The 16,833-nt window shown below is 46.1% G+C and carries 14 protein-coding genes and 1 tRNA gene; 9 read left to right on the plus strand and 6 right to left on the minus strand.

Annotated features, from left to right (window positions below; all coding sequences use genetic code 11):
• The first annotated feature begins 259 nt into the window (after positions 1–259).
• Positions 260–856 (plus strand): glycerol-3-phosphate 1-O-acyltransferase PlsY, encoded by a 597-nt coding sequence (gene plsY / locus HGP28_RS05440; protein WP_168835446.1) that lies wholly within the window; start codon positions 260–262, stop codon positions 854–856.
• 26 nt (positions 857–882) lie between these two features.
• On the opposite strand, the gene tsaD is transcribed toward plsY, so the two are convergent.
• Positions 883–1,899 carry a tRNA (adenosine(37)-N6)-threonylcarbamoyltransferase complex transferase subunit TsaD gene (gene tsaD / locus HGP28_RS05445; RefSeq protein WP_168835447.1) on the minus strand — a complete coding sequence of 339 codons (1,017 nt, stop codon included), beginning with the start codon at positions 1,897–1,899 and terminating at the stop codon, positions 883–885.
• 231 nt (positions 1,900–2,130) lie between these two features.
• On the opposite strand from tsaD, the gene rpsU reads away from it, so the two are divergent.
• From rpsU to HGP28_RS05470, 5 genes are all read left to right on the plus strand, one after another.
• Positions 2,131–2,346, plus strand: a complete 216-nt coding sequence (gene rpsU, locus HGP28_RS05450) for a 30S ribosomal protein S21 (RefSeq protein ID WP_001145625.1) — start codon at positions 2,131–2,133, stop codon at positions 2,344–2,346.
• Between the two features lie 28 nt (positions 2,347–2,374).
• The gene (locus tag HGP28_RS05455; protein WP_168835448.1) at positions 2,375–2,818 is read left to right on the plus strand and encodes a GatB/YqeY domain-containing protein; all 444 of its coding nucleotides are present in this window, start codon (positions 2,375–2,377) and stop codon (positions 2,816–2,818) included.
• 90 nt (positions 2,819–2,908) lie between these two features.
• Positions 2,909–4,675, plus strand: coding sequence for a DNA primase (dnaG, locus tag HGP28_RS05460; RefSeq protein ID WP_168835449.1), 1,767 nt, complete (start codon positions 2,909–2,911; stop codon positions 4,673–4,675).
• 99 nt (positions 4,676–4,774) lie between these two features.
• Entirely contained in the window at positions 4,775–6,628 is a 1,854-nt protein-coding gene (rpoD, locus tag HGP28_RS05465) for an RNA polymerase sigma factor RpoD (RefSeq protein ID WP_168835450.1), read from the plus strand.
• Between the two features lie 143 nt (positions 6,629–6,771).
• Positions 6,772–6,847: transfer RNA gene (locus HGP28_RS05470), tRNA-Ile, on the plus strand.
• On the opposite strand, the gene HGP28_RS05475 is transcribed toward HGP28_RS05470, so the two are convergent.
• On the minus strand, positions 6,835–7,044 hold the full coding sequence (locus HGP28_RS05475; protein WP_168835451.1) for a hypothetical protein: 210 nt from the start codon (positions 7,042–7,044) through the stop codon (positions 6,835–6,837). The genes HGP28_RS05470 and HGP28_RS05475 overlap by 13 nt on opposite strands.
• Positions 7,045–7,789: 745 nt before the next feature.
• Between HGP28_RS05475 and HGP28_RS05480 the strand changes: the two genes are divergently transcribed.
• Positions 7,790–8,590 (plus strand): hypothetical protein, encoded by an 801-nt coding sequence (locus HGP28_RS05480; protein ID WP_168835452.1) that lies wholly within the window; start codon positions 7,790–7,792, stop codon positions 8,588–8,590.
• A gap of 8 nt (positions 8,591–8,598) precedes the next feature.
• Positions 8,599–9,369, plus strand: a complete 771-nt coding sequence (locus HGP28_RS05485; RefSeq protein WP_168835453.1) for a hypothetical protein — start codon at positions 8,599–8,601, stop codon at positions 9,367–9,369.
• A gap of 1,058 nt (positions 9,370–10,427) precedes the next feature.
• Here HGP28_RS05485 and HGP28_RS05490 read toward each other — a convergent pair.
• Positions 10,428–11,063, minus strand: coding sequence for a LysE family translocator (locus HGP28_RS05490; protein WP_168835454.1), 636 nt, complete (start codon positions 11,061–11,063; stop codon positions 10,428–10,430).
• 403 nt (positions 11,064–11,466) lie between these two features.
• On the opposite strand from HGP28_RS05490, the gene HGP28_RS05495 reads away from it, so the two are divergent.
• Positions 11,467–13,248 (plus strand): bifunctional lysophospholipid acyltransferase family protein/GNAT family N-acetyltransferase, encoded by a 1,782-nt coding sequence (locus tag HGP28_RS05495; RefSeq protein WP_168835455.1) that lies wholly within the window; start codon positions 11,467–11,469, stop codon positions 13,246–13,248.
• 153 nt (positions 13,249–13,401) lie between these two features.
• Here the strand turns inward: HGP28_RS05495 and HGP28_RS05500 are convergent, their stop codons facing one another.
• The 3 genes from HGP28_RS05500 to HGP28_RS05510 form a co-directional block, all read right to left on the minus strand.
• On the minus strand, positions 13,402–15,273 hold the full coding sequence (locus tag HGP28_RS05500) for a methyl-accepting chemotaxis protein (RefSeq protein ID WP_168835456.1): 1,872 nt from the start codon (positions 15,271–15,273) through the stop codon (positions 13,402–13,404).
• A 207-nt stretch (positions 15,274–15,480) separates the two neighbouring features.
• Positions 15,481–15,996 (minus strand): hypothetical protein, encoded by a 516-nt coding sequence (locus tag HGP28_RS05505; protein WP_168835457.1) that lies wholly within the window; start codon positions 15,994–15,996, stop codon positions 15,481–15,483.
• 257 nt (positions 15,997–16,253) lie between these two features.
• Positions 16,254–16,832, minus strand: a complete 579-nt coding sequence (locus tag HGP28_RS05510) for a TetR/AcrR family transcriptional regulator (protein ID WP_168835458.1) — start codon at positions 16,830–16,832, stop codon at positions 16,254–16,256.
• Position 16,833 lies beyond the last annotated feature (1 nt).

Raw genomic sequence — 16,833 nt, forward strand, 5'->3', positions numbered from 1 at the left:
ATTTGAAGATTGAGTGGTTCTCAATCGAAAATCATCAACAAAGCTGATGAGCCAAGGCAGCTTGCCCTTGGGAGCCAATCACAGAACCGATAGCGGCGTTAAACAACTTGAAAATAAATTGCTATTTCGCTGCGTTGTTTGCCTTGCTCTCAGCCCTGTGAGTTGGCTCTGAATCTAGCATCTTGAAGTCACTTGGGTATATACCCAAGTCACCTCAATTAGTTTGGTGACATTAATTTCCAATGAGCAAAGTTAATATATGGACGCACAGGCCCTATTGATGACCATCGCAGCTTACCTACTGGGTTCAATATCCAGTGCGGTGCTGATTTGTCGCCTCATGCGTTTACCCGATCCAAGAACGGTCGGTTCACGCAATCCCGGAGCTACCAATGTGCTCAGACTGGGTGGAAAAGCCGCTGCCGTTTCGGTGCTCATTGCCGACATGCTTAAAGGCACAATTCCTGTTTGGATAAGTTACTTCTTAAACATTGACCCCTTTATCCTTGGCATTATTGCGATTGCCGCCTGCCTTGGCCATATGTACCCCATTTTCTTTCATTTTCGTGGCGGAAAAGGAGTGGCAACGGCGCTTGGGGCCATTGCGCCCATTGGTTTGGATTTGACCGCTATGGTTATGGTGACTTGGCTAATCGTCGCGCTCACCACTAAATATTCGTCGCTGGCGGCAATTGTCACCGTACTCCTGGCGCCGTTATACACTTGGCTGGTGAAACCCCAATACACACTGCCCGTTGCTATGCTGTGCTGCCTTATTATGCTGCGTCATCATCAAAATATTTATCGACTGGTGCACGGCAATGAGCCCAAAATCGGCCAAAAAAAACCGCAATAAAAAGCATTGCGGTTTCTCATAAAGGATTAACGTAATGGCTGCAATTGGTCAATTGGCCAACGCGGACGCGCTTCAATTGACAAATCACTTACTTCACCATTTTTAAGGCGCTGCATACCCGCATAAGCAATCATGGCACCGTTATCAGTACAAAACTCGGTTCTTGGGTAATAGACTTCGCCACCGATTTTTTGCGCCAATTTGGCTAACTCGGCGCGCAAACGCTTATTCGCGCTCACGCCACCGGCAATCACAATTCGCTTAAAGCCAGTTTGCTCAAGGGCGCGTTTACATTTAATTACCAAAGTGGCGCAGACCGCCTCTTCAAAAGCCAAGGCGATATCTGCTCGAGTTTGCTCATCATCACCGTTGGCAGCAATCGTATTAGCTGTAAACGTTTTTAAGCCCGAAAAGCTCATATCAAGCCCAGGCACATTGGTCATCGGGCGCGGGAACTTAAAGCGACCTGGTGTCCCCTTCTCAGCCAGTTTTGACAGCAATGGGCCGCCGGGATAATCAAGCCCCATCAGTTTGGCGGTTTTATCAAACGCCTCACCGGCTGCATCATCAATTGACTCACCTAAAATGGCGTATTCGCCAATCCCTTTGACTTCTACCAGCATCGAATGGCCGCCTGATACCAATACCGCCACAAAAGGAAATGGCGGTGGGTTATCTTCAAGCATTGGAGCCAGTAGATGCCCTTCCATATGGTGCACAGGCACCGCAGGAATACCCCAAGCGTAAGCCAAACTGCGGCCAATGGTCGCGCCCACCAGCAGAGCGCCTACAAGGCCAGGACCTGCGGTATACGCGATGCCGTCAATGTCTTTAGGCTCAAGGCCAGCTTCCGCCAGCGCCGCCTTGATAAGCGGAATGGTTTTCTTAACGTGATCGCGCGAAGCCAGCTCAGGCACCACACCGCCATAGTCAGCGTGCAGCTTCACTTGGCTGTATAATTGGTGGGCCAATAAGCCTTGTTTATCGTCGTAAATCGCGATGCCTGTTTCATCACAGGAAGTTTCAATGCCAATAATTCGCATGGTGTTCTCAATCAACTTCAAGGCGGTTGGAAAAATTGGGCGCCAGTTTACCTCGCGAGGCGCCAACAAACAAATTTTGTACAGACAATGAACGACAAAAGGCTTTACAAAGGCCAAGTGATCGGATTAAAATTCCGCACCATTTTTGATCAAGCTGGTAATGGGTCAAGCAGCCTTGCTTTGAACCGTTGAATTCCAGCGTTAACGAATAACCCCTGAGGTGAAAGGCATATGCCAGTAGTTAAAGTACGTGAAAACGAACCGTTCGACGTTGCTCTACGTCGTTTCAAGCGCTCTTGCGAAAAAGCAGGTATCCTTTCTGAAGTGCGTCGTCGTGAGCACTACGAAAAACCTACTACCGTTCGCAAACGTGCTAAAGCAGCTGCTCAAAAGCGTCACGCTAAGAAGCTAGCTCGCGAAAACGCTCGTCGCGTTCGCCTGTACTAATAACTAAGCTTCCACACGGAATTTAGTTATGGCTCTGATTGATACACTCAAAGACGAGCAAAAATTAGCGATGAAAGCCAAGGACAAAGTGCGCCTTGGCACTATTCGTTTGGCTTTAGCCGCCATTAAGCAACGTGAAGTTGACGAACAGATCACTCTGAACGACGACGACATTATTGCGGTGCTGACTAAAATGGTCAAACAACGTCGCGACTCTGTTGCTCAATATGAATCTGCAGGTCGCCAAGATCTGGCGGATGTTGAGTTAGCTGAAATCACAGTTCTTGAGGATTTTATGCCTCAACCGCTCACCGAAGACGAAGTGATTGCCTTGATTGAATCAGCAATCAGTGAATCAGGTGCTGCTGGCATGCAAGACATGGGCAAAGTGATGGCAGTTCTCAAACCGCAAATTCAAGGGCGTGCAGAGATGGGTAAAGTAAGCGGTCTGGTTCGCGCTAAACTCGCTTAAGTTACTCAACTCACTTTGCAACAAGCCGTGCTATCCTATGGAGCGCACGGCTTGTTTGTATCTACTCTTTTTCTTTTTTTGTTAGGTTTTATGGCATCTGGACATATTCCACGCAGCTTTATTGATGATCTTTTAGCTCGACTCGATATTGTCGACATCATTGACGCGCGGGTAAAACTTAAGAAAAAAGGCAAAAATTACGGCGCTTGTTGCCCGTTCCATAATGAAAAAACACCCTCGTTCAGTGTGAGCCAAGAAAAGCAGTTCTACCACTGCTTTGGTTGTGGTGTGCACGGCAACGCCATCGACTTTATGATGGAATACGAACGGCTGGAATTTGTTGAAGCTATTGAAGAGCTCGCGTCATTTCTCGGCTTGGATGTGCCGCGTGAACAGCGTGCCTCCAGCGGCTCTAGCGGGTTTTCCTCCGCCCCACAAGCCAGCAGTGAACAAAAGCGCTCACTGTATGACTTAATGGCGAGCATTAGCCAATTTTATCGCCAACAGCTCAAACTCGGCAGCAGCAAAATCGCGATTGAATACCTTAAGCAACGTGGTCTTTCGGGTGAAATTGTTCAGAAGTTTGGTATCGGCTACGTAGCAGATGAGTGGGATTTAGTACGCAAAAACTTTGGTCAAAGCGCGCAAAATCAAGAGATGCTCGTTTCTGGCGGTATGCTGATTGAAAATGATCAAGGCCATCGCTATGACCGATTTCGTGGTCGCGTTATGTTCCCCATTCGTGACCGTCGTGGCCGAGTAATTGGCTTTGGTGGCCGTGTTATTGGTGATGGTACGCCAAAGTATCTGAACTCGCCAGAAACCCCCATTTTCCATAAAGGCAAAGAACTTTATGGCCTTTACGAGGTCATGCAAGCCTACCGTGAACCGCCTCGCGTATTGGTGGTGGAAGGCTATATGGATGTGGTGGCTCTTGCTCAATATGGCGTTGACTATGCAGTGGCCTCTTTGGGCACCTCAACCACGGGCGATCACATTCAATTGCTGTTTCGTCAAACCAACACGGTGGTGTGTTGTTACGATGGCGACCGTGCAGGTAAAGACGCAGCATGGCGCGCGTTGGAAAACGCTCTGCAATACCTAAAAACAGGTAACACGCTGAAATTTTTGTTTTTGCCTGATGGCGAAGACCCAGACAGCTTTATTCGCAAATATGGCAAAGCCGCATTTGAACAGCAAATTGAACAGGCTACGCCACTATCAAGCTATTTGTTTGATAACCTGATTGAACTTCACCAAATCAATTTAGGTAATCATGAAGGGAAATCGGCGCTACGAGCTTATGCCAGTGCGTTGATCGAAAAAATTCCCGACCCGTACTTTCAAGAACTACTGGAAAAATTGCTCGATGAACGAACCGGTTTTGATAACCAGTTACGTCAACCGCGTAAAAAAGCCAATGATCAGCGCCCTCAGCCGCATCGTACGCTCAAGCGCACGCCAATGCGCGAGGTCGTCGCACTTTTGGTGCAAAATCCCAGCTATGCTGAATTGATCCCAAACTTAGATTCAGTTCGCGGTTTGGCAATACCGGGGTTGAATTTACTGCACGAAGTGCTTGATAAATGTAGAATTGATCCCCATATCACTACGGGTCAGCTGTTAGAACAGTGGCGAAACAGTCAAAATGAAGCGCTACTTGCGCGGTTAGCGAGCTGGGAAATTCCGCTCGATGACGACAATCAAGAAGAACTATTTTTAGACTCATTGGACAAAATTTTTGCTCAATGCGTTGAAAAACAAATTGAAACCCTGCAGGCCAAAGCAAGAAGTGTCGGCTTATCAGCCGAAGAAAAACGGGAGCTGCTAGCATTAATGCTAGATTTGAAAGCGTAACCCTGATTGATTAGTCAGCAACGATTTAATTTGTTATAATGAGTGGTTTGCATACCGCACACTAATTCCTTCACCAAATTACGAAGTTGGATACCGTCTATGGATCAAAATCCGCAGTCACAGCTGAAGCTCCTTGTCATTAAAGGTAAAGAGCAAGGCTATCTGACCTATGCCGAAGTCAATGACCACCTACCTGCTGAAATCGTCGATTCAGAGCAAGTAGAAGATATCATTCAGATGATCAACGACATGGGTATCAAGGTCGTTGAAACCGCGCCTGATGCTGATGATCTCGCGCTGAACGATGACAACAACATTACCGACGAAGATGCTGCTGAAGCAGCCGCCGCCGCGTTGTCTAGCGTTGAGAGCGAAATTGGCCGTACGACTGACCCAGTCCGCATGTACATGCGCGAAATGGGTACAGTAGAACTACTCACGCGCGAAGGTGAAATCGACATTGCAAAACGCATTGAAGATGGTATCAACCAAGTGCAATCTTCGGTGGCTGAGTACCCTGGAACCATTCCTTACATTCTTGAACAATTTGATAAAGTTCAAGCAGAAGAATTGCGCCTGACCGACCTTATCACAGGCTTTGTCGATCCTAATTCAGACGAAACAAGCGCGCCAACTGCGACGCACATCGGCTCTGAGCTGGCTGAGTCTGATCTCGATGACGAAGATGATGATGATATGGATGAGGACGATGAGGACGCTTCTGATAACGAAGAAGAAGTCGGTATCGATCCTGAAGTGGCGCTTGAGAAGTTTACCGCGCTTCGCAACACCTACCAGAATCTGCAGTTAGCGATTAATGAACACGGCGCCGAAAGCCAAAAATCAGCCGAAGCCAATGAGCTTATGCTGGATGTGTTCAGAGAGTTCCGTCTAACACCAAAACAGTTTGATCACTTGGTTAACGAGCTACGCACTGCTATGGATCGCGTACGTACCCAAGAACGTCTTGTGATGAAAGCGGCGGTAGAATACGGCAAAATGCCGAAAAAATCGTTCATTGCGCTCTTTACGGGTAACGAATCAAGCGAAGCGTGGCTGGATGAAATTCTTGCGTCCGACAAACCTTATGCTGAGCGTATCAAGCGCAACGAAGATGACATTCGCCGTTCAATTATCAAACTTCAAGTTATTGAAAGCGAAACTAAACTTACCGTACAAAGCATTAAAGACATCAGCCGCCGCATGTCTATCGGTGAAGCCAAAGCTCGCCGTGCGAAAAAAGAGATGGTGGAAGCAAACTTACGTCTGGTTATCTCTATCGCGAAGAAATACACCAACCGTGGTCTGCAATTCTTGGATTTGATCCAAGAAGGTAACATTGGTCTAATGAAAGCGGTTGATAAGTTTGAATACCGTCGTGGTTACAAGTTCTCGACTTACGCCACATGGTGGATTCGCCAAGCGATCACCCGTTCAATCGCGGACCAAGCGCGTACCATTCGTATTCCGGTGCACATGATTGAAACCATCAACAAGCTGAACCGCATTTCGCGTCAAATGCTTCAAGAGATGGGTCGTGAGCCGCTGCCAGAAGAGTTGGCAGAGCGCATGCAAATGCCAGAAGACAAAATTCGTAAGGTGCTGAAAATCGCGAAAGAGCCAATCTCAATGGAGACACCAATCGGTGACGACGAAGATTCGCATCTAGGTGATTTCATCGAAGATACCACGCTTGAGCTACCATTGGACTCAGCGACAGCAACCAGCCTGAAAATGGCAACGCGCGATGTCCTTGCAGGCCTCACACCACGTGAAGCAAAGGTATTGCGTATGCGTTTTGGTATCGACATGAATACTGACCATACCCTTGAGGAAGTGGGCAAGCAGTTTGACGTTACTCGCGAGCGTATTCGTCAAATTGAAGCAAAAGCGCTACGCAAGCTTCGTCACCCAAGCCGCTCAGAGACTCTGCGCAGCTTCTTAGACGAGTAATCGTTTAGTCAAAAAAATCAAAAAGGTGGGCGCAGCTCACCTTTTTTGTATTCAACTAAACTAAGTGATTAAAAAGCAAACGCAATTGCCCCTGTTAGTGGCTAGACACTCACAGCCCCTTCCCCTATAATTGGCGACCTAATGGCCCCTTAGCTCAGTGGTTAGAGCAGGCGACTCATAATCGCTTGGTCGACAGTTCAAGTCTGTCAGGGGCCACCAAATTCTTGATAAGGCGCATGGAGAAATTCATACGCCTTTATCTTTTCCAGTCCGGTCCCTATCCGGTCTGCAATGATTTCCGGTAAACTCTGGTCCATCTGTTCAGCTAAATTCTCCCACGTAGTCACCACAGAACCACATTGCCAATCACTGCACCATATCTGCCAATAGAAACCATCTTTGTCTGTTTGAGCCATTTCATGCCGCTTAACACCAGTACCGGATCTCAGAAAAACTCGCCGCTCGAACCAACAAATCAATATCAACATTCCTGTCCACTAGGCTCAAGTAATTAATATTCAGATGATTTAGATATCGAGTTCAGAGAGCAAATGACCACCCATGATCCAAAAGCTAATGACGCTGACCATTCAGGTGAAAAACAGCATTCTTAATAACCAATTACCATCTCAGGGTAATTGGTCTGTTATGTCATAAAACCATTCACTTAGAACTATCTCAGCCCCACTCTCAGGGCCAGAACCAGCGAGTGATCACTAGGAGGGTATTCATACTCGAATCTGGGATAACTCTACTCTAAAGGGCTGTAGTGCGATTCTGCTATAAATCAGAGTGCTAAGTCGGGTGTCTGATATCAGCTGAAATTGCACTGAAAAATGCAGATAGCGTTGTCGAGCTGAAACCGTCGCCACCGTCGGGAAACTCACAAAAAATTGCTTCAAAGACCGGAGGAAGACCGGGCGAGAGAAATTGGTGCTGTGATTCGGGGAAAGCTATGTGGTGAAAGTCAGGCAGAACAAGGCTTGAGGGATGATAGCTAGGTCAGTCTCGTGTGACCGACCCAGCTTTCAAATTGTTTTTGTTAGTACCAATGTAAGTGCTGATACTAATCTCAATGTTAAGATTGAACTGTGTAATACATCACCTAAGCGTTTGAACATCTATGCTGTTCAAAAGTATTTTTGAGTACAGGTAGAAATTTTGAAATCTAATCGGAAAAGCCTTTCATGGCATCTAGGAATTCTCACACTTTTCATTTCTTTTTCCTCGCATGCGATAGATAGAGAGGGCTTGCTACTTGATTATCGCGTCAAAGCGGTTGATGACTTTGATGGAAAAATAGGCGCTACTTGGTGCGAAATTTTTGACCATGAAAATGAGGGGGATATAGGCACATGGCGCCCAAGCGGAAGTTCGTTTTCTTATAACAGATCAACGAAAAAAGTATCTTTCGACGGCTGGAGTGGAATAGAAACGAGGGAATTGAAATATTCAGAAAATGGTAGGAAGCACATTTATTTTAAAGGGACAAGAATATTAAGCTCCGACGTCGTGGAAGAGTGGAAACGTGGTACCAAAACATATCAGCACATATCTACTGTCACAGAGAAAATCCGTGGTACATGGGATTCCGAAAGAAGCCCACGTTTAATAGTGACTATAACGGAGTCCACGAACACTTTTAATACAGAGACAGAATTTCGAGCAACCTGCTTTGTAAAGTCCGAGTTAACCGGAGACTTTGGTTTTGGTCAAATAGAGCCTATACCCAATACCGTCTCGGTTGAAATAGGTAACCCGAATGGCAGTTTTGAAGAAGAGGGAGAAGAGGATAGCTTCAGCAAGCAGTTTAGCGATACGTTCGAAAAGGGATCTAGTGCGCTATTTGGGGATTGTGACAAGAAAGAAAAGGGGCTGCTTTTCACTCTTGACTGTCCAACTGCACCCAAACGGCGTACACCGATTTACGTTGATGGTTTTGGTGGCTTTGGGCGAGGTTGAGGCAAACTATGAAAAACACTCTTATTCTTATGTTACTATCATTCAGTGCTTTCAGTTTTTCTCAAGAAGCAGTTATTCTGAATGGGCCCGAGCTAGTGATATCGGCCAAAGAAGGAATTCCTGACTCTGCTGAAATAAGTCAAACGATTTCACTACCAGACTCTCAAATTCTAGCTATTCCCTATTGGTTTGAAGGGTCACCATCTGATACAAGCGTAGAAGTCTCATTTAACGGAGCTATTTTATCTATCACTGACAGCTTACCTATTGCGGAAGACGGCGTCGGTGTTCTTAGTGTCAATATCGCAGCGTACAGCATGATGGAGGGAATCTTTGCTATCAAACTTACATCAACCAGCCCTGCCTCTTTTATGTTGGTCACAGACATCGACTCCGACATTATCACTATTTCAGGCAAGCCTGTTTATGAGACAGCAAGTGGTGAAATGGTGGTTCTTTCACCTACTATAGAACACCAAAACAATTCTCGAATGCGGTTAACTTGGGAACAAACATCTGGAGAGAATGTCGCTATGGTTGCCAATAATGACGGCAGTTTGAGCATTATAGCGCCAGTAACCGACCGAGACCAAAGCTTAGATTTTAAATTAACAGCAGATGACGGCTCAAATATTTCTGATGAAACGTATGAAGTAATGGTGAGAGCATCTGACTCTAGTGCAGCCACTGCGAGTTCTGGGGGGAGTGTATCGATTTTGTTTTTTGCGCTATTACTTTTACTCTTTTATCGAGAGCGAAAATGTGGTTTTAAGCGTTAATTGCAACTTTGGGCTGCTACTTTCTTCAAATGAGCAATGGAATATGTTTGAGCCAAATACTGCAAGTGTTTCTGCACTTGGCATATTAGTAGAAAAGTCCGCTCTTTCCCGGTCTCTCTCCGGTCTTTAGCCTACCTCTCAATTCAATCATTTTTCGAATTTCCCCGACGGCGGCGACGGTAGATTAGCTAATGAATTTCGATAAGTGGTTGCGAAGTAAGGCAAGGGAAAGTTTGCGGGTGAGATTCGGAGCAACGATGCTATGTTGATTCCACGACGTATGGGTTCGAGACTTCGCTCATAATCGCTTAGTCGACAGTTCAAGTCTGTCAGAGGCCACCACTTCTTTGTGGTAAAGAATTTGAAAGCCTGATGAGGAAACTCGTCAGGCTTTTTTTGTTTCGTCCGGTCCCTATCCGGCTCCCTCACCAAAGCAACAGCGACTCCCGTTCCCTTAGGCTCAAGTGATTAATATATAGATGATTTAGATAACCAGTTCAGGAAGCAAATGACTACCCATGATCCAAAAGCTAATGACGCTGACCATTCAGGTGAAAAACAGCATTCTTAATAACCAATTACCATCTCAGGGTAATTGGTCGGCTTTATCGTAAAGCCATTCACCTAGAACAATCTCAGCCCCACTCTCAAGGCTAGAACCAACCAGAACACACTGGACTGATATTCATACTCGAATCAGAGATAACTCTGCCCTAACTGGCTGTAGTGCGTTTCTGCTATGTGTTAGGGGGCTGAGTCAGCTGGCTGGTATCAGATGAAATTGCACTGAAAAAATGCAGATAGCTTTCGCTAACCGGAAACCGTCGACGCCGTCGGGGAAACCACTAAAAATCACTTCAAAGAGCGGATACGGACCGGACGAGAGAAATTGGTGCTGTGATTCGGGGAAAGCTATGCTGAGGAAGTCAGGTAGAACAAGGCTTGAGGGATGATAGCTAGGTCAGTCTAGTGTGACCGACCCAGCAATCTAGGATTTTAGATTGGGGTGTTGAGCTAACCCATTGCTGCACGTATCCCTATCCGCATCAACTACTAAACTATGATCGTGAACTCAATAAGATACCACCACCCATACTGATAAATAGGCCACCCACAACTTTGGATAACTTGTCTTCAAACTGAATCGACTTAAACTTTCGACCAACTCCACTAAAAATTAAAGCGTACGCAATGTGAACCAAAAATACGATGAGACAGATCGAGCAATACATAATGCTAAATTGGAAGAGTTGAGACTTGGTGGCATCAATAAACTGAGGCAGAAATGCGGATAAAAAAATTAAAGTCTTAGGATTACTTGCTGATACCACAAATGCTTGTTTGAATAATATTCTAGCTACTGGCGCACCACTAACTGTAGCCATTTCCTTACTTACTAATACTCCAGTGTGTTTCTTTATTAAAGTCTGGCACCCAAGATATATGAGATATACACCACCTATACATTTCATCGCAAAAAACCATGCTGGCAACTGCGTTATTATGCCGCCAACGCCAACAGCTACCATACTTACAACGATAAACTGACAGGCTAAATTACCAATTATCGTTGATATAGCTGATTTACAACCATATTTTATGCTATTTTGAACAACTAGTAATACATTAGGGCCGGGAGAGAGAGTTACCGCTAGATAAGCCATGCTAAACATCAGCCAAATTTCCACACTCATAGAACATTCCTTTGCTCAAATTAAGTATCCCATAAATCAATACCATAACTTAAGACATGCTAAACTGATGCAAACTTAGGTTTCAAAGATTACAGCGACCTTTTCTTTCAGTTATAAACCTGAGATTGCTCTAGTTTTGAGTTACCGAGGATCAGCTTCATAGTCTCTTTATCACAGCATCTGACTCAGCTTTAACTGACAGCTGAGAGATATCGATAGTGAGTCAGTAGCAAAATCCGGTCTTTTCTGGTCCCTTTCCCTAAAAACTCTCACTCAGATAAACTATCCTGCGCGACGTCATAACCATGCCATCATACCGTCATCAAACGCTCATAAAAGCGCCGCACATTTGACATTTCCATGAACTAAACTTGTTGTATTTTAAATCAATGAGGCGCGCGCAATGGAAGGTCACACCAAAGTAACACGACATTCAAATCAAAAGAGCCCTTTTCGTTTGCCGCGTAAAACCCCCTTTGGCCTTGGTGAACAGGTCGCAGAATGGCTCACCGGGCTATCCTACCTTGATAAACTCTACGCCCAACGCCCAAACAACAGCGATTGCCGTCAGTTTTTACGCTACACACTGGAAGCGCTCGGAATTCACTACCACATTGAGCAAGGCGAGCTGGCTGGTGTGCCTCGTGAGGGCGCTACAGTGGTCATTGCAAATCACCCATTAGGTGGCGTCGAAGGGGTGATATTGGCCGAACTTCTTCTAATGATTCGCTCCGATGTACAAGTTCTGGCTAACCACTATCTCAAAACATTACCGGAACTCAATGAGCTATTTATTGGCGTCGATGTGTTTGAGAGCGATAAAGCTCATCATGCCAACATTAAGGCGCTGCGCTGCGCGCATGACCATCTCGCCAATGGCGGTTTATTACTGATATTTCCCGCAGGAGAGGTTTCTCACTTTAGTGACAAACGCGCGACGTTGCTTGAGGACAAACCTTGGAGCCGCTCACTGGCACGACTGGTCCGCAAACATCAAGCTTGCTGCGTACCAGCATTCATTCGTGGTCGTAATTCGAAAAAGTTTTATCTGGCAGGCAAAGTGCACCCGATGCTTCGCACTTTATTGCTCGGACGCGAACTGCTTAATAAGCAGAGCCAAACCATTGGCGTTGCGCTCGGGCAACCCATTCAAGCCAAAGAACTGGTGCGCCTGAATGACGATGAAATGGTGAACTATTTGCGCCTCAACACCTATCTACTGAATCACACTAACGTTCACACCATTCGCTTTCAGCGCCCTTCGCTCGCCAAGCCCATCGCCCCGCCGCAAGCGACACTGGCTCTTATTCATGAAATTAATGCCCTCCCCGGTGACGCGCATCTGCTCAATAGCGGCGACTTTGAGGTCTATTGTACTAAAGCCTCTTTGATCCCAGCGCTACTCAAAGAGATCGGTCGTTTAAGAGAGAAAAATTTTCGCGAGGTTGGTGAAGGCACTGGCAAACCGTGTGACTTAGACAGGTTCGATGCTCACTATCATCATCTTTTTATTTGGGATCGTAAGTTGCAACGCTTGGTCGGCGCTTACCGGCTTGGCCTAGTGGATAAATTATTATCACATTTGGGGGTAGATGGGCTCTATTCTCGTACCTTGTTTGAATACGACGAACGCTTCATTGCTGCCATGGGCACCTCAATTGAAATGGGGCGTTCAGTCATTGATGCGCCATACCAAAAAAGCCTCAACGCTTTATTACTTCTGTGGAAAGGCATTGCCCATTTTGTGGCGCGTCATCCACAATACACCCACCTTTTTGGCCCGGTGAGCATCAGCAATCAATACAGTGCGACCGCGCGGCAACTACTGGCACAAACGTTGGCTCTGCACCACCCATATACCACTGCCAGTGCCTATGTTAAACCGACGCACCCACTTCCAGCGCCACCCGGTGAGTGGCACACCCACATGTTAGCTGCATTAGCAGATACTCAATTGCTGGCAAAAGTCATTGCGCGAATTGATAAAGGCAAAGGGATCCCAGTATTGCTAAGACAATATTTAGGCCTTAATGGGAAATTAGTCTGCTTTAATGTCGATCCCGCATTTAATCACGCGCTGGATGGGTTGATTGTGGTTGACCTACGCAATGTGCCAACCAAAACTCTAGGCCGTTATATGGGCAGCGAAGAGGCTTATGTCTATCTCACCCATCATCGAATCTAAACAAAACGGCTCACATGATTATGTGAGCCGTTTTTGTATATATACCCTTTCCACTTGAAGTTGTTTGGGTATATACCCAAGTGACCTACATGGGCCGCTATGTGATAACCTATGACAGGGTATACTCATGATGCGGCTTAAAAGAATCCATGGCTAGACAATGAATTGACTCAAAATCGCGTCTTGCTTACGCACATTGCCCATCTGTGTGTTCATCAACTCGCGCTCTTGCTCTGTGGCTTGTGACACGTCGGTTGCCAACTCTTTGATCTTTACTGTATTGCTATTAATTTCTTCCGCAACCAAGCTTTGTTGCTCTGCAGCAGCTGCAATTTGCACGTTCATATCGCTGATTTGGGTAATGGCTTGTTGAATTCGCTCGAGCGATGCGGTTGCGCTTTGCGCCTTTGCGACCACATCTTCAACGCGTTGATGGCTCTGGCGCATGGCATCAGAAACCGAGCCCGCACCCGCTTGCAGTTTATCAATCATGCCACGAATTTCCGTTGTTGATTGCTGCGTGCGCTGCGCCAGTGTGCGCACTTCATCGGCCACCACCGCAAAGCCTCGACCCGACTCACCAGCGCGCGCCGCTTCAATTGCTGCGTTAAGTGCCAGTAAGTTAGTTTGATCGGCAATACCGTTAATCACTTGCAAAATGGTCTCGATATTACCTGTTGCTGATTCCAACCCTTGCACTTCTTCAACTGCCACTTCAATACGTTGTGACAGCCCGTTAATCGCCTCAGTGGTATCATCAAAGATCATCGCGGCCTCACGTGTAACCTCGTCGACATCCTGCGCCACGCCAGCGGCGTTTTGAGCATTATTCGCCACATCACCCGCACTCACTGACATTTCATTCATCGCGGTGGCTAACAATTCAAGCTCTTGCATTTGGCGCTGCATTGCAACTGCTGTTTTGTCTGCGCTGATGGCGTTTTGTTCGGTTTGTTTTAAAATCTCGCCCCCTAGTGCTTTAGTGTCGGTGACTCGCTGCTGTAAGGTGTGCGCAAATTGGTTAAACCCACTCGCCAATTGAGCAAATTCTTCATCCGTTTGAGTGCTAAGACGCTTGGTTAAATCACCCTCTCCTGTCGCCACTTCTTTAATCGCCCCATTTAATGACTCAAGTGGTTTAAGCAGATGGCGCAATAAAAATCCAAGCAATATCGTACTGATGATGACAGCAACCACTAAAGACCAAATGGCACTTTGGCGCATTTTACTCTGTGCTGCGAACGCTTTTTCCTCATCGACAATCGCACCAACGTACCAATCCTCTTCGGCTAAACGCGAAAAATAGACCAGTTGCGCCTTGCCATTATGCTCAATACGTTGAATGCTTTCTTTTAAACTCAGTCCAGGCAGCACGTTATTCAGAGACTCTCCATTAAGAGCCCTGTCCGGATGAGCGATAACTTGACCTTCAGCGGTGGAAATAAACAAATAACCAGCATCCAGCAACTGAATGTCATTCACCAGCCCGCTCAAGATCGCTAGATTGAAATCGAAGGTCATTCCCGCAACAAAGCGGCCACCGTTTTGCACAGCTGTCGCAATAGAGACAACGATATCTTTGGAAACGACGTCCAGATAAGGTTGGGTAAATACCAATCCACGCTCACGCTTGGCATCTTGATACCAAGGTCGCATGCGCGGGTCAAAATCGCTCCCCGCCTCCCAACTGTCTAAGTTTTCAATAAATTGACCATCATTTTCATAACCAAAACCCACTACGGCAAAATTGGCTTTCAGCTCGGGCCGTTCAAGAACTTGACGAACGAAATCACTATTATCTGACGATTGCTCAATCACCTGAGTCGTCATTTGCGCTAGCATTTTTTTGCCATTGACAGCCGCTGTAACGGAATCTTTTACGCCGTGCACCAACTCGGTAACACTGGAATGAACCAAACGCTCAACTTCTTGGCTCACTATTTTGTTTTGCTGATAAGTCAACATACAAACAGTGGCAAATAATAGCGCCGATGAGGCAGCAACCACTTTGTGACTAAATTTCATGGTATTTCCCTTGGAATAAACTGATGATTTTGTTTTTTTTATTTTTTTGTTAGTTTCGTTACAACACTTAATGAGTAAGCGCTGTGATTTAATAAACTAAGGATGATTATTAAACAATATACAAATTTGATTCATTAATATATATCAACTATTAGTGACATAATTGTTATCAATGACAAGCTGGATGTATATAGCCATCTATAGCCATTACGTGTATCGCCCATTACCGTTAAGCCATTCATGAATCACATCTTCACGCGCCACAATATCCTCTTGCCACGTCGCTAACTCGGCGGCGAACGTGGCAGAGCTCATGCCTTGAAGCCTAACCGTCCCCGCATCACTGATTGCCGTCAGCCGATAGGTCAATTGCACCAAGGAGGTTTCTTGGGATAATTCGGTTTTCTCTTCTTGTTCACTAATGCAGACGGTAACAGTGCCAACGCTGATCCCTGACTCCATGCGGGTATAAACAATTCGGCCAAGAGCTTCATCGTACTGCTCCACCTGATACAAAGTACCATCAGCGTTAGCAAACAGATCCCCAACCTGGTAACCATCCCCCAGCAGCAATGTCGCCACCCAGTTCGGCCGCCAATAGACCTCACCTTCTGCACTAAATAAACGCGTGGCAACGGCTTTGGTATAAGGTACGGCAATGCTCTCACTCAATTCAATATGCGCTTTAGTATCAATCACTAACTCGTTATCTTGGTAATCCATAAGCCCTCTTTATTGCTCGCTGAAACATCGTTAAAGGTTCAAAAAGTATAGTCTTCATCGAAAGCGTGGGTGTAATAAGAGAAGGGGTTAATTTATGTCATTTATACCCGTTCCACTTGAAGCTGCAGGGCTTTTGTTTAAAAAATTAAGGGGCTGGCTCTCACAAAGCTCATCACATAGTTTGTCTATGTTCACGAAGTGCGCAGAAGCTTTGTTCGTTTGCCGCCTACCTGCAACTCCAAGTTGTTTGGGTATTATTAGGAATGCGTTGCGGTTGGATACGATAGCAATCCATGACAAATGAGCGCCAGTGGACCAGTTAGCATGTCATCCGTTAGCAAGCTTGAATCGTGAGAGCAACTGACCGAAAGCGCAAAACCATGAAGGTAATCGACCAGTAAATGCAAACCTGTGCGCGCCACAGCCGTTGGCAACCCAAGTGGCGCAATAATTGTCTGATAACGAGCGGTAAACACCGACGCTGGCCCGTTTGATGACATGCTCAACATAGTCTGAAGTAACCCATTATAGTCTCGCAACAATGTGACGTAACTGAGACTCAAACGCCTCAATTCTTGCTGCCAATCTTCACTCAGTTTGGGCTGGTAAATCTCATCCACTAGTGCCACCGTCAACGCTTCTAACAATGCGTTTTTGTTGTTGAAATAGTGGTATATCGCCATCGGATCGACATCAAATTGACGCGCAAGCTCACGCAAGCTTGGTACTTTACCATCATGTTTCATCAACGCTTTTGCAACGGCTAAAATTCGCGCTTCACTTAATTGCGCGCGCGCCTTTTGAGGGCGACCGCGCGTCTTCTCATTGACAGCCATT

The organism is Vibrio agarilyticus (assembly GCF_012641465.1).
GTDB lineage: Bacteria > Pseudomonadota > Gammaproteobacteria > Enterobacterales > Vibrionaceae > Vibrio > Vibrio agarilyticus.